Source organism: Faecalicatena fissicatena (genome assembly GCF_016900595.1).
GTDB lineage: Bacteria > Bacillota > Clostridia > Lachnospirales > Lachnospiraceae > Claveliimonas > Claveliimonas intestinigallinarum.
This window is the reverse complement of record NZ_JACLYY010000007.1, coordinates 106,261-128,461: the sequence shown is the minus strand read 5'-3', so window position 1 is coordinate 128,461 and position 22,201 is coordinate 106,261. Positions and strand designations below refer to the sequence as shown.

General features: G+C 54.4%; 20 protein-coding genes. 18 read left to right on the top strand and 2 right to left on the bottom strand.

Annotated features, from left to right (window positions below; all coding sequences use genetic code 11):
* Positions 1-120: 120 nt before the first annotated feature.
* Positions 121-1,254: an aldo/keto reductase gene (locus tag H7U36_RS08955; protein WP_205156040.1), complete on the top strand. Its 1,134-nt coding sequence runs from the start codon at positions 121-123 to the stop codon at positions 1,252-1,254.
* Between the two features lie 109 nt (positions 1,255-1,363).
* Here the strand turns inward: H7U36_RS08955 and H7U36_RS08950 are convergent, their stop codons facing one another.
* The gene (locus H7U36_RS08950; protein ID WP_033126403.1) at positions 1,364-1,846 is read right to left on the bottom strand and encodes a DUF5721 family protein; all 483 of its coding nucleotides are present in this window, start codon (positions 1,844-1,846) and stop codon (positions 1,364-1,366) included.
* Positions 1,847-2,109: 263 nt separating this feature from the next.
* Here H7U36_RS08950 and H7U36_RS08945 point away from each other — a divergent pair, with 263 nt between their 5' ends.
* From H7U36_RS08945 to H7U36_RS08865, 17 genes are all read left to right on the top strand, one after another.
* Positions 2,110-2,877: a pseudouridine synthase gene (locus tag H7U36_RS08945; protein WP_205156039.1), complete on the top strand. Its 768-nt coding sequence runs from the start codon at positions 2,110-2,112 to the stop codon at positions 2,875-2,877.
* A 49-nt stretch (positions 2,878-2,926) separates the two neighbouring features.
* Positions 2,927-4,861, top strand: coding sequence for an NAD-dependent DNA ligase LigA (ligA, locus tag H7U36_RS08940; protein WP_205156051.1), 1,935 nt, complete (start codon positions 2,927-2,929; stop codon positions 4,859-4,861).
* Positions 4,862-4,912: 51 nt separating this feature from the next.
* Positions 4,913-6,340 carry an ATP-dependent Clp protease ATP-binding subunit ClpX gene (clpX, locus tag H7U36_RS08935; protein WP_205156038.1) on the top strand — a complete coding sequence of 476 codons (1,428 nt, stop codon included), beginning with the start codon at positions 4,913-4,915 and terminating at the stop codon, positions 6,338-6,340.
* Positions 6,341-6,404: 64 nt separating this feature from the next.
* Complete coding sequence (locus H7U36_RS08930) at positions 6,405-8,111, top strand: S8 family peptidase (protein WP_205156037.1); 1,707 nt, start codon at positions 6,405-6,407, stop codon at positions 8,109-8,111.
* A 19-nt stretch (positions 8,112-8,130) separates the two neighbouring features.
* Positions 8,131-8,421: a hypothetical protein gene (locus H7U36_RS08925; protein WP_033126399.1), complete on the top strand. Its 291-nt coding sequence runs from the start codon at positions 8,131-8,133 to the stop codon at positions 8,419-8,421.
* Entirely contained in the window at positions 8,422-8,871 is a 450-nt protein-coding gene (locus H7U36_RS08920; RefSeq protein ID WP_205156036.1) for a signal peptidase II, read from the top strand.
* Between the two features lie 24 nt (positions 8,872-8,895).
* Positions 8,896-9,807 carry a C39 family peptidase gene (locus H7U36_RS08915; protein WP_205156035.1) on the top strand — a complete coding sequence of 304 codons (912 nt, stop codon included), beginning with the start codon at positions 8,896-8,898 and terminating at the stop codon, positions 9,805-9,807.
* A 396-nt stretch (positions 9,808-10,203) separates the two neighbouring features.
* Entirely contained in the window at positions 10,204-10,419 is a 216-nt protein-coding gene (locus H7U36_RS08910) for a hypothetical protein (protein ID WP_243426734.1), read from the top strand.
* A gap of 151 nt (positions 10,420-10,570) precedes the next feature.
* Positions 10,571-13,174 carry an ATP-dependent chaperone ClpB gene (gene clpB, locus H7U36_RS08905; RefSeq protein ID WP_205156034.1) on the top strand — a complete coding sequence of 868 codons (2,604 nt, stop codon included), beginning with the start codon at positions 10,571-10,573 and terminating at the stop codon, positions 13,172-13,174.
* 179 nt (positions 13,175-13,353) lie between these two features.
* Positions 13,354-14,730 carry a DNA polymerase Y family protein gene (locus H7U36_RS08900; RefSeq protein WP_205156033.1) on the top strand — a complete coding sequence of 459 codons (1,377 nt, stop codon included), beginning with the start codon at positions 13,354-13,356 and terminating at the stop codon, positions 14,728-14,730.
* Positions 14,717-15,313, top strand: coding sequence for a HipA domain-containing protein (locus tag H7U36_RS08895; protein WP_205156032.1), 597 nt, complete (start codon positions 14,717-14,719; stop codon positions 15,311-15,313). Before H7U36_RS08900 ends, H7U36_RS08895 begins: the two co-directional genes overlap by 14 nt.
* 134 nt (positions 15,314-15,447) lie before the next feature.
* Positions 15,448-16,317: a YitT family protein gene (locus H7U36_RS08890; protein ID WP_033126393.1), complete on the top strand. Its 870-nt coding sequence runs from the start codon at positions 15,448-15,450 to the stop codon at positions 16,315-16,317.
* 133 nt (positions 16,318-16,450) lie between these two features.
* The gene (locus tag H7U36_RS08885; protein ID WP_205156031.1) at positions 16,451-17,662 is read left to right on the top strand and encodes a carboxylate--amine ligase; all 1,212 of its coding nucleotides are present in this window, start codon (positions 16,451-16,453) and stop codon (positions 17,660-17,662) included.
* A 28-nt stretch (positions 17,663-17,690) separates the two neighbouring features.
* The gene (gene cuyB / locus H7U36_RS08880; protein ID WP_033126391.1) at positions 17,691-18,407 is read left to right on the top strand and encodes a cysteate racemase; all 717 of its coding nucleotides are present in this window, start codon (positions 17,691-17,693) and stop codon (positions 18,405-18,407) included.
* Between the two features lie 44 nt (positions 18,408-18,451).
* Complete coding sequence (locus H7U36_RS08875) at positions 18,452-19,984, top strand: Mur ligase family protein (protein WP_243127164.1); 1,533 nt, start codon at positions 18,452-18,454, stop codon at positions 19,982-19,984.
* A gap of 39 nt (positions 19,985-20,023) precedes the next feature.
* Positions 20,024-20,860: a class I SAM-dependent methyltransferase gene (locus H7U36_RS08870; RefSeq protein ID WP_205156030.1), complete on the top strand. Its 837-nt coding sequence runs from the start codon at positions 20,024-20,026 to the stop codon at positions 20,858-20,860.
* Complete coding sequence (locus H7U36_RS08865) at positions 20,850-21,179, top strand: cupin domain-containing protein (RefSeq protein ID WP_138303120.1); 330 nt, start codon at positions 20,850-20,852, stop codon at positions 21,177-21,179. The genes H7U36_RS08870 and H7U36_RS08865 overlap by 11 nt, the downstream gene beginning before the upstream one ends.
* A gap of 50 nt (positions 21,180-21,229) precedes the next feature.
* Here the strand turns inward: H7U36_RS08865 and H7U36_RS08860 are convergent, their stop codons facing one another.
* A complete protein-coding gene (locus H7U36_RS08860) occupies positions 21,230-22,123 on the bottom strand; it encodes an RpnC/YadD family protein (RefSeq protein ID WP_243127172.1) in 894 nt (297 codons plus the stop codon).
* Between the last annotated feature and the right edge of the window lie 78 nt (positions 22,124-22,201).

The window sequence follows — 22,201 nt, the reverse complement described above, 5'->3', positions numbered from 1 at the left end:
TATAATAAGCTATTGCATTTAAGTATTTGCGGTTTTTGTATCAGGGAATTATAATAAAATATAGTTCCCTGATACTTTTATGTAGAATGACTGAAATGAAGAGAAGGAGAGTGAACAAGGATGATTTACAGAGATTACAAAGACTTAAAGCTGTCCGCCTTAGGGATGGGCTGTATGAGACTGCCTGTCATTGACGGCGATGACGCGAAGGTGGACGAGGCGGCTACAGCGGAGATGGTGCGGTACGCCATGGATCACGGCGTGAACTACTACGACACCGCCTGGGGCTATCATAACGGCACATCCGAGCTGGTGATGGGGCGTGTCCTCTCAAAATACCCGAGAGAGAGCTTTTACCTGGCAGATAAATTCCCGGGCTACGATCTTTCCAACATGGACAAGGTGGAGGAGATTTTTGAGGAGCAGCTGAAAAAGTGCCAGACAGAATATTTTGACTTCTATCTCTTCCACAACGTGTGCGAGATGAACATTGACGCCTACCTGGACGAGTCCCACGGCATCCACAAATATCTCATGGAGCAGAAGAAAAACGGACGCATCCGCCATCTGGGATTTTCCGCTCACGGGAACTATGACGTGATGAAGCGGTTCCTGAAAAAGTACGGCAAGGATATGGAGTTCTGCCAGATCCAGCTCAACTACCTGGACTGGACCTTCCAGGATGCGAAAGGGAAAATGGAGCTGCTGAAGGAGTATGACATTCCTGTGTGGGTGATGGAGCCGCTGCGGGGCGGATCTCTGGCGAAGCTGGACGATGAGGCGACAGAGAAGCTGAAAGCGCTCCGCCCGGAGGAGAGCATCCCGGCATGGGCGTTCCGGTTCCTGCAGACTATGCCCGAGGTGAAGGTGACCCTCTCCGGCATGTCAAACGAGCAGCAGATGATAGAAAATATCGCCACCTTTGAGGAGGATAAGCCTCTGAACAAGGAGGAGATGGACACTCTTCTTGGCATTGCGGACGACATGGTGAAGAAGATCGTTCTCCCCTGCACGGCCTGCCACTACTGCGTGAGCCACTGCCCGCAGGGCCTTGATATTCCCAGGATCCTGGAGCTCTACAACGAACACTGCTTCACAGGAGGCGGATTTATCGCACCCATGGTGGTGGCCACTCTGCCGGAGGACAAGAGACCTTCCGCCTGCATCGGATGCAGGAGCTGTGAGGCAGTCTGTCCCCAGCAGATCAAGATCTCGGAGGCAATGGCTGATTTCACAGAGAGGCTGAAGGGCTAGGAAAGAGTACAGAAGAAATCGGGACTGCATGTGACTGCAAAAAACAGGACTGGAAAATGATACATAAGGGCTGCGCGGATGAGAGCGCAGTCCTTTTTTGGAGCCCTTTTCAGAGCTCAGACTCAAAGGGGATGTGAAGGCCTGCGAAGAAGGTCTGTGCCCATTTGTCCCAGGTCTGCTCCAGGGATTTGTCCAGCGTGAATTTGGAGACAGACACTCCCGTGGTGCAGGTAAGGCGCGTGCCGTCAAAGCGGAAGTTCAGGAAGAGCCCCTGTATCTCCTGGGGCGTGAAGTCCAGACTATGCTCTTCAAGGAGGGCAAGAATGTCCTCGCCGGACAGGGAGAAGATGAACCGGAAGCCAAGAGGCGTGCGCTTTCCCTTTATGAGGGAGAAGCAGTAGGGCCGGAGATCCCTCCAGAGGGCGTAGGTCTGCCGCGGTGGCTCCTCGAAGAAATCCTTCTGCAGGTAGCCGTCCATGGTGAATTTTCCAAAGGTCGTGATCTCGCCCTCGATGAAGGAGAACTGGTCGAAGGCTTCTGAGAGAAGCAGGGAGGACATACATTTTTTCGTGTCCAGAGTTAAGATGATCATAGAAAAAATCCTTTCTGAGTGTGAATTGCATTATAGATATTTTAGTATATTTTTCCTTGTTTGACAAACACTGATTTTGATTTCCGGGTGTTCCAAGGGAAGGGAAAGCATGGTATAATGACCACATCGTGGTTAATATACCTGCGCATAGAGCGGTTTCTGCGGAACCGCAGAAATCCGCTGCGCATCTGCCGGAGGCCCGTGGCCGCTGTGCGGCCATGGTATAATGATTGCGCAAAAGTGACAGGAAGGCAGGAGGACGAATGGAAGAGATCCGTCTGAATAAATATATAAGCGAGGCAGGGGTCTGCTCCCGCAGGGAGGCGGACCGCCTCATCGAGGCAGGCAGGGTGCTGGTGGACGGTGTCCGGGCCACACAGGGAATGAAGGTGAGAGAAGGCCAGAAGGTGCAGGTGGGGGATCGGGTTATCGGCGGGAAGGACGAGAAGGTCGTCCTGGCTGTCTACAAGCCGGTGGGCATTGTCTGTACCGAGGACAAAAGGACGAAGAATAACATTGTCCGCTTCCTCAAATATCCTGTCCGGGTCACCTATGCGGGGCGCCTGGACAAGGACTCGGAGGGGCTCCTTCTCATGACCAACGACGGGGATCTGATCAACCGGATCATGCGGGGCAGGAACCTCCATGAGAAGGAGTACAAAGTCACCGTGGATCGGGAGGTCACGGACGATTTCATAGAGAGGATGAGCGCCGGAGTCCACATCGTGGACGAGGAGAAGGGGCTTAATGCGGTGACAAGGCCCTGCAAGGTCCGCAGGGAGGGGAAACACACCTTCCGCATCATCCTCACCCAGGGGCTGAACCGGCAGATCCGGAGGATGTGCCAGGCCTGCGGCTGCCGGGTGCGGACGCTGAAGAGAGTGCGGATCATGAATGTCAGGCTGGGAGATCTAAGGCCTGGCGAATACCGCAAGGTGACGGGGGAGGAGCTGGAGACGCTCAGGGCTCTGGCAGGATGCCCGGCAAAAAAGCAGACAGGAGAAGCAAAGCATGAGCGAGACAGGAAATAAAAACGAGACAGGAAATAAAAAAACGGACACAGCGAAGAAGAGGCAGAGGATGGAGGAGCTGGTGGAGCTTCTGAACCGGGCCGGGAGAGCCTATTACCAGGAGTCCCGGGAGATCATGAGCAACTACGAGTACGACGCCCTCTACGACGAGCTGACGCAGCTGGAGAAGGAGCTTCAGGTCACTCTGGCCGGCAGCCCCACCATCCACGTAGGGTACGAGGTGGTCAGCGAGCTGCCAAAGGAGAGACACGAAAGTCCTATGCTCTCCCTGGACAAGACAAAGGATGTGGAGGAGCTGCGGGCCTTTGCCGGAGACCAGAACGTGGTCATGTCCTGGAAGATGGACGGCCTCACCATTGTCCTCACCTACCAGGGCGGGGAGCTCACCAAAGCCGTAACCCGGGGAAACGGGGAGGTGGGGGAAGTGATCACCGGAAATGCCCGGGTGTTCAAGAATGTTCCCCTTCGAATTCCCTACCAGGGAGAGCTCATCCTGAGGGGAGAGGCTGTCATCGGCTATAAGGATTTTGAGCGGATCAACGAGGAGATCCCGGACGCGGACGCCAGGTATAAAAATCCCCGGAACCTGTGCAGCGGCTCTGTGCGCCAGCTGAACAGCGAGGTCACGGCCAGGAGGAACGTGCGATTCTACGCCTTTTCCCTCGTCCAGGCGGAGGGAGTGGACTTCCGCAACTCCAGGGCTTATCAGCTGGACTGGCTGAAGGATCAGGGCTTTGAGGTGGTGGAGCACTATGTGGTGGCGCCGGCAGATATTGAAGCCGAAGTTATTAAATTTTCAGAAAAAATAGCGCAAAATGATTTTCCCTCAGATGGTCTTGTGCTAATATATGATGATATAAGGTACGGCGAGTCCCTGGGGAGGACAGCAAAATTCCCGAGAGACTCCTACGCCTTCAAGTGGGCGGACGAGACCCGGGAGACGACTCTGCAGGGGATCGAGTGGAGCCCCTCAAGGACCGGCCTTATCAATCCGGTGGCCATCTTCGATCCGGTGGAGCTGGAGGGAACTACAGTGAGCCGCGCCAGCGTCCACAACATCAGTATTATGGAGGAGCTAAAGCTGGGCGTCGGAGACAGGATCGAAGTATACAAGGCAAATATGATCATTCCCCAGATTGCAAGAAATCTCACCTGCAGCGGCGTGAGAGACATCCCCAGGGCCTGTCCGGTGTGCGGAGGCGAAACCGAGATCCGGCAGGAGGGCAGCGCGAAGATGCTCTACTGCACCAATCCCCGCTGCCAGGCAAAGCAGATCAAGGCCTACGCCCTTTTTGTGAGCAGGGACGCCATGAATATAGAAGGGCTCTCTGAGGCCACCCTTGAAAAATTTATCGGCAGGGGATTTATCCAGACCTACGATGATCTCTTTCACCTGGACCGCCACCGGGAGGAAATCCAGGAGATGGAGGGCTTTGGGGAGAAATCCTACCAGAATCTGATGGAGAGCGTGGAGAGGGCCAGAGGGACCACTCTTCCCCGGCTGCTCTACAGCCTGGGCATCCCGGGCATCGGGGTGGCTAACGCCAGGGTGATCTGCCAGGAGACAAAGGCCTCTGCGGAGGCCCTTCCGGATCTCACCGAGGAGGAGCTCAGTGCAGTGCCCGGCGTGGGCGGCGTCATTGCAAAGGCCTATGTGGATTACTTTGAGGACGAGACCCACCGGCAGGTGTACAGGGAGCTCTTAGGAGAGGTGCACATTGAACAGGAGACGGTGGACGAGGGAGGCAGGACCCTGGAGGGCACCACCTTTGTCATCACCGGGAGCGTGGAGCACTTTGCGAACCGAAGCGAGCTGAAGAGACTCATCGAGAGCAAAGGCGGCAAGGTCACAGGCTCTGTCACCTCAAAGACCAGCTATCTCATCAACAACGACGCTGCTTCCACATCTTCCAAGAACAGGAAGGCAAAGGAGCTGGGCGTGCCCATCCTGACGGAGGAGGAGTTCCTGCAGATGCTGGAATAGGGGATGATGCCCGGATATTGGATCCGGCACTGTATATAGAAAGGATGTAACATGTCAGAGAACGATAACAACAGAAATGAAAACGAAATAGAGAAGGTAGAAGACAGGGACGTACATGTGGAGGACAAGAAGGACGACGGGTACGAGAAGTTCTGCTTTATCTGCCACAGGCCCGAGAGCGTGACGGGAAAGCTCATCGACCTGCCCAACAACATCTCTGTCTGCCCGGACTGCATGCAGAAGAGCTTTGACGCCATGACAAGCGGGCAGATCGATTACAGCAAGCTGATGAACATTCCGGGCGTTCAGATCTTCAACATGTCAGACCTGGAGAACGCGGCTCCGCGCCAGCAGAAGGTGAAGAAGAAAAAGGAGGGGGAGGAGAAGAAGCCCCTCATAGACATCAACCACATTCCCGCGCCCCACAAGATCAAGGCCAGGCTGGATGAGTATGTGGTGGGACAGGAGTATGCGAAAAAGGTAATCTCCGTGGCGGTCTACAACCACTACAAGAGGGTGGCCACAGACACCATGGACGACATAGAGATTGAGAAGTCCAACATTCTCATGATCGGACCTACGGGATCAGGAAAGACCTACATGGTGAAGACACTGGCCCGGCTTCTGGATGTGCCTCTGGCCATCACGGACGCCACCTCCCTCACCGAGGCGGGCTACATTGGGGACGACATTGAGAGCGTTGTGTCAAAGCTTCTGGCGGCCGCGGACAACGATGTGGAGAAGGCAGAGCAGGGCATCATCTTTATCGATGAGATCGACAAGATCGCCAAAAAGAAAAACACGAACCAGAGAGACGTGAGCGGCGAGTCCGTGCAGCAGGGAATGCTCAAGCTCCTGGAGGGCAGCGAGGTGGAGGTGCCGGTGGGCGCCAACAGCAAGAACGCCATGGTGCCCCTGACTACAGTCAACACGAGGAACATCCTCTTTATCTGCGGCGGCGCCTTCCCGGATCTGGAGGGCATCATCAAGGAGAGACTGACCAAGCAGTCCTCCATCGGCTTTAACGCGGACCTGAAGGACAAATACGACAATGACAAGGAGCTTCTGTCAAAGGTGTCCACCGAGGATCTGCGGACCTTTGGAATGATCCCTGAGTTCCTGGGACGTCTCCCCATCATCTGTACCCTTCAGGGGCTGGATGAGGATATGCTGGTCAAGATACTGAAGGAGCCAAAGAACGCCATCCTCAAGCAGTACCAGAAGCTGCTGGCCCTGGATGAAGTGAAGCTTGATTTTGACGAGGGAGCGCTCCGGGCCATCGCCAGAAAGGCCATGAAGAAGGATACGGGAGCCAGGGCTCTGCGGGCCATTATCGAGGACTTTATGCTGGATATCATGTACGAGATCCCCAAGGATGACAGCATCGGACAGGTGACTATCACCGAGAGCTACATAGAGGGCACCGGAGGGCCCGTCATCACCCTGCGGGGACAGGAGCCCATGCGACTGGAGGGCTAAAACCGTCATAGAGTGATTTTCACCTCATATACTGAATACAAAAAGTATATGAGGTGTTTTCTATATGGCGGAAAGACAGCTCTGCCGTCAGAGGATCCTGTCGGAGGAGTACAGGGATTTTATTATTCAGTCCGGGGGCAGCAGGATCGGGTTTACAGTGCCTGAGGAGCAGCTCTGCCGTCAGGGGACCCGGGCCGGATACGATGTGGTCTATGTGGAGCAGGTGCTGGCAGAGCCCCTGAATTTCGGCAGCTTTACCTACAGCTCTATTCCCAGGTGCTACACCCTTCTGGACATGGAGGCCATGGGGCAGGCGGGCATCACCCCGGTGCAGAGCTATCCCACCCTGGAGCTGATGGGGGAAAATGTGATGATCGGATTCGTAGATACCGGTATTGACTATACCCACCCTGTGTTCCGGGGGCTGGATGGCAGAACGCGGATCGAGGCAATCTGGGATCAGACCCTGCAGGACGGCCCGATGCCCGACGGTTTCCTGTACGGCAGCGAGTACACGAGGGAGGAGATCGACCGGGCGCTGGCGGCGGAGGATCCTTTTTCCGTTGTGCCCAGCCGGGACGAGAGCGGGCACGGCACCTACGTGGCCAGCCTGGCGGCGGGGAGCGCGGACGAGGAGAACCAGTTCCTGGGAGCGGCCCCCGAGGCTGTCATCGCCGCCGTCAAGCTGAAGGAGGCAAAGCAGTATCTGCGGGATTTCTACTATATAGCGGAAAATGCGGCCTGCTACCAGGAAAATGATATTATGCTGGGCATCCAGTACCTGGTGGACCTGGCGGAGAGGAAGGGACTGCCGCTGATCCTGTGCGTTGCCCTTGGCAGCTCCCTGGGCGGACACAACGGCACCACTCCACTGGCTGTGATGCTGGAATACTATTCTAACAGCCTCAATAAGGGCGTGGTGGTGGGAACCGGCAATGAGGCCTCACAGAGACATCACTTTTACGGCGCCCTGGAGAGCGGGGAGGACCGGGAGGAGGTGGAGATCCGGGTGGGGGAGAATGTGCGGGGATTTGTCACGGAGCTGTGGACAGATATCCCCAATATCCTCACCGTGTCTCTTGTATCACCCTCCGGGGAGGTGCGGGAGAGAATTCCCATCATCCAGGGAGGCAGCTCCCAGTTCCGGTTTGTCTTTGAGGGGACTCTCGTGACCGTGGACTACCGCCTTCTTGTGGAGCGGAACGATTCCCAGCTCATTTTTATGCGGTTTGGCGCGCCGGCTCCCGGGATTTGGAAGATTTTGGTGGAGCCGGTGCAGCTGGCGGGAGGCGCCTTCCACATGTGGCTCCCGGTGCAGGAGTTCCTGGACGGGGAGGTCTACTTCCTGCGGTCCAATCCGGATGTCACCCTGACGTCTCCGGCAGCGGTGCGGTCTGCTATCACGGCGGCCTTCTACAATGGACGGGAGAATAGTATTGATATTCATTCCGGCAGAGGATATACTAGAACTGACAAGATAAAACCGGATCTGGCAGCCCCCGGAGTGGACGTGAAGGGAGCGCTGCCGGGCGGCAGGTTTACTGTCCGGTCCGGCTCCAGCGGGGCGGCGGCCATCACGGCCGGAGCTGCGGCGCTCCTGATGGAGTGGATCCTGTACTACACAGGCAGCAGAGGGGCGGACACCCTTCAGCTGAAAAATCTTCTGATCCTGGGGGCGCGTCAGAGACCAGGGGAGGACTATCCCAACAGAGAGTGGGGATACGGGACTCTGGATCTGTACAGAACATTGGACCGGTTAAGACAGATCTGAGGCAAAGGAGAGATGAGATATGGCAGATTTTTTTGATGAATTCGGCAAAAAAGTGGCAGATGCGGCGAGCGACCTGAGCAGGAAAGCAGGAGACACCATAGAAGTACAGAAATTAAAAAGCGAGATCCGCTTTTTGAAGAGAGGAAACCAGCGGGATTTCGTGGATATTGGAAAATCCATCTATGAGAAATTCACGAAAAATGAGATACAGGATATGGATATGATCGCCCTCTGCGAGGCCATTGAAAAGAGAGATGAGCAGATCGAAAAGTACGAGGAGCAGATCGTGCGCATTAAAGAGGAAATGTAGATGATATTTTGTACCATTGCGGCCGCGTCTGCGGCGCTGGATCTTGGGATCAAGCAGTATGTCCTGGACAATGTGACCGATGGAGAGGACCGGGAGCTGGCCGGCGGCCGCCTGGTCCTGCGCAGAGTCTACAACCGGGGCGCTGCCTTTAATTTGCTGGAAAAATCTCCGCAGTTTGTGACAAAGCTCTCAGCCTGGCTGGGAGCTGTCCTTCTTGTGCGGGATGTATTTCTCATGAGGAAAAAGGGACACACAGCGGAGAAGACAGGGATGATGCTCCTCACAGGGGGAGCCCTCAGCAATCTTTACGACCGCGTTGTGCGGGGAAAGGTAGTGGACTATCTTGCCGTTAAGAGCAGATGGAAGAGACTTTCCAGACTGACCTTTAATCTGGGGGATGTATGCATTGCCGCAGGCGCTCTGCTGGCGGCTTTGTCCAGAAGAAAATAACCATAGCAGAAGAGGAAGACAGACATGATACATAGCAGAAGAGACAAAAAGCAAAGGTCTGCAGATGGCAGCAAAGGGATAAAGGAACAGAGGGAAAGAAGAAAAACACAGAGACTGATACTGGGGACAGCTGTCCTGATTTTGGCGGTGGGCATTGCGGGGGGCTTTGCCATGCACCATGCCACCCAGGAGAAGGCCCGGGAGGCGGCGCAGCAGAGGGAGGAAGAGCGCCAGGAGGAGAAGACCCGAAAGGAGGAGCAGCTGACGCCCGAGGAGGAGAAGGCCCGGGAGATCGCCGAGGTCAAGGAGCAGGCCAGAGAGGAGGGCTGCCCGGAGGAGATCATCGGCCTTATCGACCAGAACGAGGAGACCCTGGATTTTGTGCGGGACTATGCTGAGAACAAGGACAAGCCTGTGCCGGAGACGGTGGAGGCCTCCACAGGGACCGGAACCATTCCCCACTATCTCCAGTGGGACGAGCGGTGGGGCTACAGCTCCTACGGCACCAGCACCATCGCCTCCAGCGGATGCGGCCCGACCTGCATGTCCATGGTCATTGTAGGACTCACCGGGGACACGACGGCCACTCCCTACCGGCTTGCGAGGTACAGTGAGGAGAACGGCTTCATCGACGAGGAGAACAATACCTACTGGGCCTTCCTTGACAGCGCGGCCCGCCAGTGGGGGCTGAACTGCCGGGAGGGAATGATGGACGAGGGCACCCTCGCCGCCCAGCTGCAGGCAGGTAACCCGGTGATCTGCAGCATGCTGCCGGGAGATTTCACGGACGGGGGACATTTCATCGTGCTCACCAGCTATGAGAACGGCCAGGTGACGGTCAACGACCCCTTCAGCATCAGCAACACAGAGAAGACCTGGAACTACAGCGACATCTCCGACCAGATCAAGGAGATGTGGACGGTCTCCAGGGCATGAGGGAAAAATTATTTGAAAGGGAGCGGACAGAGGATGTTCCGCTCCCTTTTTCTATGGCTTTACCGTATGAGCGAGAAACAGAATGACAGGGGAATATTCAGGGTGTTATAATAGGGTAAATAGATTGAGAACGTGGAAGTTAAAGAGGTTAAAAAATTATGGAAAAAGAGAAAATCAGGTTTATATGTTTTTTGTTTGCTTCAATATGTTTCTTTATAGTGGCAATAATGAATTTTATGGATAAGAATACTGCCTCGGCAATAACATTTTTATTATTAGGTATTTCATTTTTACTTTTGTCAACTACACATTTAAAAAATGATCAATAAGTACAATTCCTAATGTCTGGAGGTGTCGAAAATGAGAATAAATTTCCGGACGCAAATAATCGTTTCTATGATTTTAATTATTATGGGATTTATAAGTTCTTTATGGTTCACTAAGGATATGTACTATAATCTTGCGTGGGCTTTTACAGGTTTTCTTTTTTTCATTAACCCTGTATATCCTATAAATATAACAGATTTAGAACAAGACAAAGTGAAAAAGGGAATACGAATAGCAGGGATGATTTTAGTTTTTATCGGATTAACAAATGGATTTGGTGTTTAAATCCTGATTTGCTAAGTGGAAGGTTGAAAAAATTCAGAAAATAGCACTCGAGTGTTGACAGTGCTAACAAAAAGTGTTATAGTTCTAATAGAACAGGAAAACCAGGTGCCTGAGAGGGCACCTTTTCAGTGAAAGGCAAGGAGGGACCTTTATGAATATAAATAAATTTACACAGAAATCCCTACAGGCAGTCCAGGACTGCGAAAAGACAGCAATGGAGTATGGCAACCAGGAGATCGAGCAGGAGCATCTTCTCTACGCTCTGCTGACCCAGGATGACAGCCTGATCCTAAAGATGATGGAAAAAATGGGCCTGGATAAAAATCTGGTCATTGACCGGGTGGAGCAGGCCATAGCAAAGCGCCCCAAGGTGCAGGGCGGCCAGCCCTATGTGGGGCAGTACCTCAACAAGGCGCTCATAAGCGCTGAGGATGAGATGAAGCAGATGGGAGATGAGTATGTCTCTGTGGAGCATCTGTTCCTGGCTCTTCTGAAGCATCCAAGCAGAGAGATGAAACAGCTCTTCCGGGAGCTTGGCATTTCCAGGGAAGGCTTTCTGCAGGCACTCTCCACAGTGAGAGGAAACCAGAAGGTGACAAGCGACAACCCGGAGGCTACCTACGATACACTGAACAAGTACGGCACAGACCTGGTGGACAGAGCCAGAGAGCAGAAGCTGGATCCGGTCATTGGGCGTGACAATGAGATCCGCAACGTGGTCCGGATCCTGTCCCGTAAGACGAAGAATAATCCGGTCCTCATCGGTGAGCCCGGCGTCGGCAAGACAGCCGTCGTGGAGGGCCTGGCCCAGAGGATCGTCAGCGGAGATGTGCCGGAGACGCTGAAGGACAAGACTATCTTCTCCCTGGACATGGGAGCTCTGGTGGCCGGCGCAAAATACAGAGGCGAGTTTGAGGAGCGTCTGAAGGCTGTTCTGGAGGAAGTCAAGAACAGCGACGGCAAGATCATCCTCTTTATCGATGAGCTCCACACCATCGTGGGAGCGGGAAAGACAGACGGCGCCATGGACGCCGGCAACATGTTAAAGCCCATGCTGGCGCGGGGCGAGCTCCACTGCATCGGAGCGACTACGCTGGATGAGTACAGACAGTATATAGAGAAGGATGCGGCTCTGGAGAGACGTTTCCAGCCGGTTATGGTGGATGAGCCCACAGTGGAGGATGCTATCTCTATCCTCCGTGGATTGAAGGAGAGGTATGAGGTCTTCCACGGCGTGAAGATCACAGACGGCGCCCTTGTGGCGGCGGCCACCCTCTCACACAGATATATCTCTGACCGGTTCCTGCCGGACAAGGCCATTGACCTGGTGGATGAGGCCTGCGCCATGATCAAGACAGAGCTTGACTCCATGCCGGCAGAGCTGGATGAGCTTCGCCGGAAGGTGATGCAGCTTGAGATCGAGGAGGCAGCCCTCAAGAAGGAGGACGACCGCCTCAGCCAGGAGCGCCTGGAGCATCTGCAGCAGGAGCTGGCAGAGATGAGGAGCGAGTTCGCCACCAGAAAGGCTCAGTGGGACAACGAGAAGGTAAGCGTGGAGCGGGTACAGAAGCTCCGCGAGCAGATCGAGCAGATCCGGGGCGATATCCAGAAGGCGCAGCAGTCCTATGACCTGGAGAAGGCGGCAGAGCTGCAGTACGGTAAGCTGCCTGAGCTTCAGAAGACGCTGGAGGCCGAGGAGGCGAAGGTGAAGGACGAGGATCTCTCTCTTGTGCACGAGAGTGTGACGGAGGACGAGATCGCCAAGATTGTCTCCAAGTGGACGGGTATCCCGGTGGCCAAGCTGAACGAGAGCGAGAGGAGCAAGACGCTGCATCTGGCAGACGAGCTCCACAAGAGAGTTGTAGGCCAGGACGAGGCCGTGGAGCTTGTGACCGAGGCTATCATCCGGTCCAAGGCGGGCATCAAGGATCCCACCAGACCCATCGGCTCCTTCCTCTTCCTTGGCCCCACAGGCGTGGGCAAGACGGAGCTGGCAAAGGCACTGGCCCAGAGTCTGTTTGACGATGAGAACAATATGGTCCGCATCGATATGAGTGAGTACATGGAGAAATACTCTGTGTCCAGGCTCATCGGAGCGCCTCCGGGATACGTGGGGTACGATGAGGGCGGACAGCTGACCGAGGCGGTTCGGAGAAAGCCCTACTCCGTAGTCCTCTTTGACGAGGTGGAGAAGGCTCACCCGGATGTCTTTAACGTGCTCCTCCAGGTGCTGGATGACGGCCGTATCACGGACTCCCAGGGGCGGACGGTGGACTTCAAGAATACCATCCTCATTATGACCTCCAATATCGGATCATCCTACCTGCTGGAGGGGATTGACGAGAATGGCAATATCAGCGAGGCCAGCCAGAAGGCAGTGACAGAGGACCTGCGGGCTCATTTCCGCCCGGAGTTCCTGAACCGTCTGGACGAGATCATCATGTTCAAGCCTCTGACCAGAGACAACATTTACCACATCATTGACCTGCTTGTGTCAGATGTGAACCGCCGTCTGAAGGAGAAGGAGGTCAGCATTGAGCTGACCGAGGCCGCTAAGGCCCGCATCGTGGAGGGCGGCTACGAGCCCATGTACGGTGCAAGGCCGCTGAAGAGATATCTCCAGAAGAATGTGGAGACCACTGCCGCAAGGCTGATGCTGGAGGGCAATGTGGGAAGCGGCGACACGATCCTCATAGACGACGAGAACGGAAAGCTGACAGCCAGGGTGAAGGAAGGACTGACTGCCACGGATTGATCCGCCAGGCATTGCAGAAGCGACAGCAGGAAGCAACAGTAAGAAGCAACAGTAAAGGGAGACGTTTCACAGGGGCGTCTCCCTTTTTTGTGATTTGATTAACCTTGTTGACATTTCCGGCGGGCCGGATACAATAATGAAATAAGAAATCCCAAGCTTCCAGGAGAGGAGGAGAGCCCATGTCCCGCATCATATTTCACATAGACGTCAATTCAGCGTATCTGAGCTGGACCGCTGTGGAGCAGCTGAAAAGCGGCGCTAAGCTTGACATCAGGACTATTCCCGCCATCATAGGCGGGGACCGGAAATCCAGACACGGCGTCGTGCTGGCCAAATCCATCCCGGCAAAAAAGTATGGGATACACACCGGGGAGCCGGTGGCAAATGCTCTGCGGAAATGTCCGGATATCCACATGGAGCCGCCCAACCATGCCCTGTACCACGAGTACAGCAGAAGGCTCATGGACTTTCTGCACACCTACACGCCGGATATCGAGCAGGTCAGCGTGGACGAGTGCTACCTGGACTTTACCGGCATCGCCCACAGGTATCACTCCTGCGTGTCCGCAGCCTTTGAGATCAAGGACAGGGTGCGGGAGAAATTCGGGTTTACAGTCAATATAGGCATCTCCACCAACAAGCTGCTGGCCAAGATGGCCTCAGATTTTGAAAAGCCGGACAGGGTCCACACCCTTTTTCCAGAAGAAATTAAGGTGAAGATGTGGCCCCTCCCTGTCCGGGAGCTGTATATGGCCGGCGGCTCCAGCGTGGAGACCCTGAAGAAGCTGGGCATCCGCACCATTGGGGAGCTGGCCCAGGCGGACCCGAAGATACTGGAGCTGCATCTGAAAAGCCACGGCAGGATGCTGTGGAATTATGCCAATGGCATCGATGACTCCCCTGTGGTTACCTGGAAGACAGAGGCAAAGGGCATCGGCAACTCCACCACCCTGCCTGCGGATGTGACAGAGCGGGGGGAGGCCGCAAAGATCCTCCTTAAGCTGGCGGAAAGCGTAGGAGGAAGGCTCAGGAAGGCCGGGCAGAAGGCGGGCATGGTCAGCGTGGAGATCAAGTACGCAACCTTTGAGACAAGCTCCCATCAGAAGCAGCTCTTCGGGGAGACGGCGAGCGATACCGTGATCTATCAGGCGGCTATGGAGCTCTTTGACGAGCTGTGGGACGGACGCCCCATCCGCCTCCTTGGCATCCGCACCTCCAAGCTGGTGAGAGAAGACGAGCCCTGGCAGATGAGCATCTTTGACCTGCCCCAGGCGCCGGCGCAGACGGGACGAAGGATGGCTAACAACGGACCTGGAAAGAAGGATCCCGGACAGAAAACCCCCGGAAGGGCAGGAGGCGTGCGGGGAGACGAGATGGCAGAGGCCGGGAAGCCGGAGAGGAGCTCCGCAAACGCCCTGAAGCAGGAGAAGCTGTCCCGGGCCCTGGATCAGATCCGCCAGAGATTTGGGGAGGACGCGGTGGTGCGGGGCAGCTTTCTCAAAAAGGCGGATACGGAGAGACGGAACACTCTATCTCCACAAGGTGGGAAAATATGAGATCCCCGCAGACCAGATTTTGACGGCCCTGGATATTCCCCATATCCACTATCAGCTCTCTACTGAGGAGGAGACAGACTCCTATCTGACGGAGGAGAGAAAACAGTGGATCAGGGGAGTGGGGGAAGCGGTGGTCAACTCCCGGATCTTTACATCGGAGGATGTGTCCCTTGTGACATTTGAAGAGTTCCGGATCTACTGTGAAAATAATGGTATGAACGCTTTCAGGGAAGCATTTGAATTTAACAATGAATTTTATATAGGGATGCAGATTGCAGACTATCTTCTCAATAATAATGACCGGCATGAGCAGAACTGGGGCTTTCTCATGGACAATGCCACGGGAAAGCTGACCAGGTATTGCCCGCTTTTTGACCACGATCACGCATTTTCTTCCTATGAAAATATCCTGTCCCAGACGACGGAATTTACTTCCACCTTAAAGGAGGCGGCCCGGGAGGCATGGGATCAGCTTCCCATGGACCTTCGGGTACTGGATGAGATGGACAGGCCAGAGCTTTTAAGTGAGCAGCAGTGGAGAGACGTGCTGGGGAGAAAAGAGGAGCTGGAACGCGGACTGTGATGACACAGGTGATTGACAGACCTGCGGCAGACCGATATAATGAATAAGTAAAAGAGCAGCAGCGAATTATATTTTTATAGTTTGCAGCTGCTTTTTTGTTGTGACATAGTGTGTATGAAAGGAAGGCAGAATAAATGAAAAGCATTAACTGGAAAGAGACGGGCATAGACATACTGGTGGATATCTTCGCGGGTATGGTCATTGCCATTGGAATTTATAACTTTGCCCTCAACGCGAACTTCCCGGTGGCGGGATTTTCCGGGATGGCTATTATCCTGTATCATCTGCTGGGAATTCCGGTGGGGGCGGGAACCATCCTGCTGAATGTGCCGGTAGCGGTCTTCTGCTACAAATTTCTGGGCAGGACATTCTTCCTGAAATCCGTCAAGACGACAATTATCTCCTCTATCCTGATGGACTATGTGTCGCCCCTTCTCCCGGTATACGACGGGGACAGACTTCTGGCGGCTCTGTGCATGGGAGTGCTGACAGGGCTGGGCTACGCCCTGATTTTCATGAGGGGCTCTTCCACAGGGGGGCAGGATTTCATCAGCATGTCCATCAAGAAAGTAAAGCCCCACATGACGCTGGGCGTGATCACCTTTGTGCTGGATATGCTGACCATCCTGCTGGGAAGCGTGCTCGTGTTCAAGGATGTGGACGGCTTTATTTACGGACTTATCGTGACCTACCTCATGGCCACGGTCATGGACCGGATCATGTACGGCATCGACGAGGGAAAGATGACCCTGATCGTCACAGACAAGGGCAGGGAGGTTTCCGGCAAGATCGACGAATATCTGGACAGAGGATCTACCATCATCAAGGGAACCGGCAGCTACACGGGTCAGGAGAAGGACATTGTCATGTGCGCCAGCAACAACAAGGAAATGTACACCATCAAGAGGCTGGCCAGACAGGTGGATCCCAAATCCTTCACCATCATTATGGAGTCAAACGAGGTAGTGGGAGAGGGATTCAAGGAAGAGCTGGAGGAGCTGTAAACAGGATCCATGGAGACGGATGTCAAAAGGGGCATAAAAGGGCATATAAAAGGGGCCCATTACTTGACAAGCCAGGGTGTTCCTGCGTTATAATATGCTGGTATAAATCTGTACGGAGAGAAGGTCAGAAAGCATGGAATTTAAAGAGAGAACATTCCTTCCCGTCCTCCTTGGCGGGGATATCAATACCTACAGCGTGGCGCGGGCTTTTTACGAGCAGTACCAGGTGAAATCATACGTCTTTGGAAAGTATCAGACAGGACCCAGCTTCAACAGCCAGATCACAGTCTATGAGGGAAATCCGAAGATCGATACAGACGACTATTTTCTGGAGAGGATCAGCCGTTTCGCCGGAGAACACAGCGATAAGAAGATCCTGCTTATCGGCTGCGGGGACAGCTATGTGGCGCTGGCAAGCCGGCATAAAAAGGAGCTCCCGGACAATGTCATTGCCCCTTACATTGACTTTGATCTGATGGACAGCCTGCAGCAGAAGGAGCGGTTTTACCAGCTCTGTGAGAAGCACGGTGTGGACTATCCGAAGACGATTGTGTACAAGAAGGAGATGGGGCTTGACTTTGCCTGTGATTTCCCGTATCCGGTGATCCTCAAGCCCTCCAACAGCATTGCCTACTGGGAGCATCCCTTCCCGACCCAGAACAAGATCTACAAGCCGGGAAGCAGGAAAGAGCTGGAGGAGATCATCACCCAGATTTACGATGCGGGATACGACGATGACCTCATTATCCAGGACATGATACCGGGAAATGACGAGTACATGCGGGTCCTCACATCCTACTCAGACCAGAACGGGAAGGTGAAGATGATGTGCCTGGGACATGTGCTCCTGGAGGAACACACCCCTCACGGCCTGGGCAATCACGCGGTCATCATCACAGAGCCAAACAGAGAGCTCATGGGAAGGGTGAAAAACCTTCTGGAGGATCTCCACTATGTGGGATTTTCCAACTTTGATATCAAGTACGACAGAAGAGACGGCACCTACCGCTTCTTTGAGATCAACACGAGGCAGGGGCGCAGCAACTACTACGTGACAGGCTCAGGCTTTAATGTGGCGAAATATTTCGTGGAGGACTACATTTATAACCGGGAGCTGCCCTACGAGGAGGCCACCGAGGAGCACCTCTGGATGACGGTACCAAAGGGCGTTGCCTACAAGCATGTGAAGGATCCTGCCATGGTGGCGAAGATGAAGAAGCTTGTGAAAGAAGGCAAAATGGTCAACCCTGTCTTCATGCGGGGAGATTTAAAGCCCATGCGTTTTCTGCGGATGCTGAAGACCCACTGGAAGCAGTACGGCTATTTCAATAAATATTACCAGTAGACTGGCAGGGATAAGTAGAGGAGAGCCAATGGAAGAAGGAAAAGGAAAAAAGATACTCGGCGTGATCGGGGGCATGGGACCGGAGGCCACCAGCTATTTCTACGAGAATGTCATCACCCACACAAAGGCGCAGAAGGACCAGGATCATCTGAACATGGTGATCTTGAGCCACGCCGACATACCGGACCGCACGGAGGCTATCAAGAGCGGAGAAAGCCAGAGACTGATCCGCATGCTGCAGGAGGATGCGAGGACACTGGAAAAGCTGGGAGCGGCCAACATTGCCATCACCTGCAATACGTCCCACTATTACTATGACCAGATCCAGAAGGCTGTGTCCATCCCTATCATCAACATGATCCATGAGAGCGTGGCGTATGCGGTGAGGGAGCTGCCGGATGTGAAGCGGATCGGTATTATGGGGACAGACGGGACCATCGGCTCCCGGATCTATCACAAGGAGTGCAGAAAGCTGGGGGTGACGCCGGTGAAGCCCTCGCCGGAGAGGCAGAAGGACGTGATGTCTCTCATTTACGATGACATCAAGAGCGGAAAGCGGGGAGACAGAGCTAAATTTGACCGGGTCATGAGTGAGTTCATGAGAAAAAACTGCGACGCGGTGATCCTGGCCTGCACGGAGCTGTCTGTATTTAAGGGAAAGCACGAGATACCTACCATGTGTCTGGACGCCATGGACGTGCTGGTGCGGGAGGCCATCCTGCGCTCAGGGGCGGAGTATCAGTAGAAACCAGTCATACATAAGAAAATCATTGAGGGAGATTGTTAAAAATGGGAAAGATGCAGTATTATACCGTAAAGGACTATGTGGAGCTGCTTGAAACAAGGGGTATGCTCCTGGAGGCAGACGTGGAGGGAGCGCAGGACCATGTGATCCGCACACTCACCTACAACTCAAAGGAGGCCGGAGCAGACACCCTGTTTATCTGCAAGGGGGCGGCCTTCAAGCTGGCCTATCTGCGGGAGGCCCTGGAGAGGGGAGCAGTCTGCTATATCAGCGAGAAGGCCTTTGACCTGGAGCGGCAGGTGCCCTGTATTCTTGTGAAGGATATCAGGGAGGCTATGTCCGTTCTGGCCAATTTCTTCTACAACCGTCCCTGGGAGGACCTGGTGGTGACAGGTATCGGGGGGACGAAGGGAAAATCCACCTCCGCCTACTATATGAAAGCAGTGGTGGACGACTACATGGCGGCCCAGGGGAAGAAGGAGAGCGCCGTCATTTCTTCCATTGATATCTACGATGGCAAGAGCCGGGTGGAGTCCCACATCACAACGCCGGAGGCAGTGGAGCTGCAGCAGCACCTTCGCAACGCCCTGGACTGCGGTATTGAGTACGCTCAGATGGAGGTCTCCTCCCAGGCGCTGAAATATCACCGGGTGGACGATATGCGGTTTGACGCGGCCATTTTCCTCAATATCTCGGAAGACCACATCAGTCCCATTGAGCACAAGGACTTTGAGGACTATTTCACATCCAAGATGCGTATGTTTGCCAAGGCAGACCGGGCTTTTGTCAACCTGGACGCGGATTACATCGACCGTATACTGACATACGCAAAGGACGCGAAAGAGTTTTATACCTTCAGTACAAAGAAGCCGGAGGCGGATTTTTACGCCTACAACATCCGCAAGGACGGACACGAGACGCTGTTTTTTGTGAAATGCGCTGACTTTGACGAGGAGTTTGTCCTTACCATGCCCGGGCTTTTCAATGTGGAAAACGCCCTGGGCGTTATAGCGGCGGCCACAAAGCTGGGGATCCCCAGGGAGTATATCCACTCCGGCCTCAAGAGGGCCAGGTCCAGCGGCCGCATGGAGCTCTATGCAAGCAAGGATAAGACGAAGATTGCCATCGTGGACTACGCCCACAACAAGCTGAGCTTTGAGAAGCTGTTCTCCTCCATGAAGGAGGAATACCCGGATTACGATATTATCTCCATCTTCGGCTGCCCGGGAGGGAAGGCCCTGATCCGCCGCCGGGATCTGGGAACTGTGGCAGGCCAGTACGCAAAGAAGGTTTACCTTGTGGCGGAGGATCCGGGATATGAGCCGGTGGCTGACATATCTGCTGATATAGCCCAGTACGTAAAGGCCCAAAACTGTCCCTATGAGATGATCGAGGACCGGGGCGAGGCCATAAAGGCCGCTATCGAGAGCTCTCAGGGGAAGACGCTCTTCCTCATTACCGGAAAGGGTGCCGAGACAAGGCAGAAGTACGGCAGCGACTATCTGGACTGCCCCTCTGATGTGGACTATGTGAAGAAATATCTGACAGAGTACGACGAGAGAGCAGAGGGCAAATAGGAGGGACAACAGGAGCCAGGAAAATAAGGGGCGGAGAAAATGGAGATAGCTGACAGGAGGATAGACGGGGGAAAGCCCTTTGACTGGGGCAGAACGTCTGAAGATTACGCAAAATACAGGGACATCTATCCACCGGAATTTTATCGGAGGATCCTGGACCGGGGACTGTGCAGGGACGGCCAGCGGGTGCTGGACCTGGGAACCGGGACAGGAGTGCTCCCGAGAAATCTGTATGCATATGGGGCAAGGTGGACAGGGGTGGACATTTCCGAAGAGCAGATCCGGCAGGCCCGGCTCTTATCAGAGGATATGGACATCCGCTATCTTGCTGCATCGGCAGAGGAGCTGGATTTCCCGGATCGGTCCTTTGACGTGGTCACGGCCTGCCAGTGTTTCTGGTATTTTGACCACGGGAAGCTTATGCCGGAGCTCTGCCGTCTGCTGGAGCCTGGCGGACGGATCCTGATCCTTTACATGGCCTGGCTGCCCTTTGAGGACCGGATTGCCGGGGAGAGCGAAAGGCTGGTCCTGAAATACAGCCCAAACTGGAGCGGTGCCAAAGAGACCATGCGGCCCATCAGGATACCGGATGTCTACAAAGAGAAGTTTGAGCTTGTGTATCACGAAGAATTTCCCCTGCAGGTTTCTTTTACCCGTGAGAGCTGGCATGGGAGGATGCGGGCCTGCCGGGGAGTTGGCGCTTCACTGACAGAGGCGGAGATTGCCCTGTGGGAGGAAGAGCACAGGAAGCTCCTTGAGAAGATTGCCCCTGAGAATTTCGAGATCCGGCACTACGGGGCTGTGGCTGAACTGAAAAAAGACAGGATGGATAAGAAGAAGGTCCGGCCTGGAAGGAGGAAGCAGTATGCTGATTGACTTTAACGCGATAGAGGAAATCCGGGTGCCCGGGATGAACGGCGGCACAGGCGAGATGTCCGCCAGGATGTTTATGGATCAGGGGGGAAAGATCATTCCCTGCCGTATTCACGCGGGCGGCTCCATAGGCATGCATCCTCATCCCACAAGCGATGATATAAACTATATCCTCTCCGGGACAGGGAAAGCTGTCTGTGACGGAAATGAGGAGCTGCTTGCTCCCGGCGTCTGTCATATCTGCAGGAAGGGCTCCGCGCACAGCATTGTCAACACCGGGAAGGAAGATCTGGTCATGCTGACCATTGTGGTGGAAAGATAAATCATACTTGTAATGAGGAGGGCAGGAAATTCCTGCCCTCAAGTCATATCTTATGTCTGCTTTGCCAGCTCCTGCACTGTCTCCGGGTCCACCTCCAGCTCCCTGGCAATGGCCTCAACAGATTTGCCCTTTGCCAGCTTCTTCTGGACCAGCTCCCGGAGCAGATCTGTCCTACCATCCTGGTAGCCGTCCTCGTACCCCTCCTGGTGCATGGCCTTCTCATATTTCTCCTGATCAAATGTCTCCAGAACCATCTGGATCACCTCCGATTTTTGCTCCAGCAGAATATCCCTCAGCACATTGTTTTCAATGCACGTATCCACTGCCTCTGAAACTGCCTCCCTGAGGGGGAGTGGCCGTTTCAGGTTCTCCCGGACTGTGTCCACGAAGATGGCGTACTCCTTCAGACGGCGGCACTTCTCCATCAGAGCCCTGTTGTGCCCGTAGTTGATGTTCAGCATCACGGTCTCGCACTCCAGGGCGGGCCGCCTGCCCTCCGGGTCTGCCTCAAAGAGATCGCTGAGCCGGAGCACCATCCTGTCAGGCTCCTCCCTTGTCCCGTTGTAGAACACGATGTGCTGGGGAAAGGGGAGTCTCTTGACTGCGCTGCTGTAGATGTTGATGCCATTTTTTACCACGTGCTTTTCGTACAGCCTTGCCAGATACAAAAGTCCCCGCAGGGGCATGTTCGGGTTGTAGGTGCTCTGGTGCTCGTACAGGCTTAAGGTGCCGCTGACGAGGAAGGAAAGGTCGTTCTTCATGGACAGATACAGGACGTTTCCCAGCGTGTTGATCTCCAGGGCGCCGGGGTCTGAGTAGTCCGTTCCGTTGACGGCGTTGTACAGGTCCAGAAGGTCAGCGGGCCGCTGGAAAATAAAGCGGAAAAGCCGGTCCTTGTACTGCCTGTCAGCCTGGGGATATTCTTCTGTTTTGGTCGAATACATTTTCAAATGCTACACTTCCATTAAAGAATGTCATTTTGAAATGACACAGGGGAAAAAGAATTTTCCGCCAAGTGGTTT

What these genes read in the sequence shown, in the direction of transcription:
- H7U36_RS08955 (WP_205156040.1), top strand. Translation starts at nt 121, where the DNA reads ATGATTTACAGAGATTACAAAGACTTAAAGCTGTCCGCCTTAGGGATG.
- H7U36_RS08950 (WP_033126403.1), bottom strand. Translation starts at nt 1,846, where the DNA reads ATGATCATCTTAACTCTGGACACGAAAAAATGTATGTCCTCCCTGCTT.
- H7U36_RS08945 (WP_205156039.1), top strand. Translation starts at nt 2,110, where the DNA reads ATGGAAGAGATCCGTCTGAATAAATATATAAGCGAGGCAGGGGTCTGC.
- ligA (WP_205156051.1), top strand. Translation starts at nt 2,927, where the DNA reads ATGGAGGAGCTGGTGGAGCTTCTGAACCGGGCCGGGAGAGCCTATTAC.
- clpX (WP_205156038.1), top strand. Translation starts at nt 4,913, where the DNA reads ATGTCAGAGAACGATAACAACAGAAATGAAAACGAAATAGAGAAGGTA.
- H7U36_RS08930 (WP_205156037.1), top strand. Translation starts at nt 6,405, where the DNA reads ATGGCGGAAAGACAGCTCTGCCGTCAGAGGATCCTGTCGGAGGAGTAC.
- H7U36_RS08925 (WP_033126399.1), top strand. Translation starts at nt 8,131, where the DNA reads ATGGCAGATTTTTTTGATGAATTCGGCAAAAAAGTGGCAGATGCGGCG.
- H7U36_RS08920 (WP_205156036.1), top strand. Translation starts at nt 8,422, where the DNA reads ATGATATTTTGTACCATTGCGGCCGCGTCTGCGGCGCTGGATCTTGGG.
- H7U36_RS08915 (WP_205156035.1), top strand. Translation starts at nt 8,896, where the DNA reads ATGATACATAGCAGAAGAGACAAAAAGCAAAGGTCTGCAGATGGCAGC.
- H7U36_RS08910 (WP_243426734.1), top strand. Translation starts at nt 10,204, where the DNA reads ATGATTTTAATTATTATGGGATTTATAAGTTCTTTATGGTTCACTAAG.
- clpB (WP_205156034.1), top strand. Translation starts at nt 10,571, where the DNA reads ATGAATATAAATAAATTTACACAGAAATCCCTACAGGCAGTCCAGGAC.
- H7U36_RS08900 (WP_205156033.1), top strand. Translation starts at nt 13,354, where the DNA reads ATGTCCCGCATCATATTTCACATAGACGTCAATTCAGCGTATCTGAGC.
- H7U36_RS08890 (WP_033126393.1), top strand. Translation starts at nt 15,448, where the DNA reads ATGAAAAGCATTAACTGGAAAGAGACGGGCATAGACATACTGGTGGAT.
- H7U36_RS08885 (WP_205156031.1), top strand. Translation starts at nt 16,451, where the DNA reads ATGGAATTTAAAGAGAGAACATTCCTTCCCGTCCTCCTTGGCGGGGAT.
- cuyB (WP_033126391.1), top strand. Translation starts at nt 17,691, where the DNA reads ATGGAAGAAGGAAAAGGAAAAAAGATACTCGGCGTGATCGGGGGCATG.
- H7U36_RS08875 (WP_243127164.1), top strand. Translation starts at nt 18,452, where the DNA reads ATGGGAAAGATGCAGTATTATACCGTAAAGGACTATGTGGAGCTGCTT.
- H7U36_RS08870 (WP_205156030.1), top strand. Translation starts at nt 20,024, where the DNA reads ATGGAGATAGCTGACAGGAGGATAGACGGGGGAAAGCCCTTTGACTGG.
- H7U36_RS08865 (WP_138303120.1), top strand. Translation starts at nt 20,850, where the DNA reads ATGCTGATTGACTTTAACGCGATAGAGGAAATCCGGGTGCCCGGGATG.
- H7U36_RS08860 (WP_243127172.1), bottom strand. Translation starts at nt 22,123, where the DNA reads ATGTATTCGACCAAAACAGAAGAATATCCCCAGGCTGACAGGCAGTAC.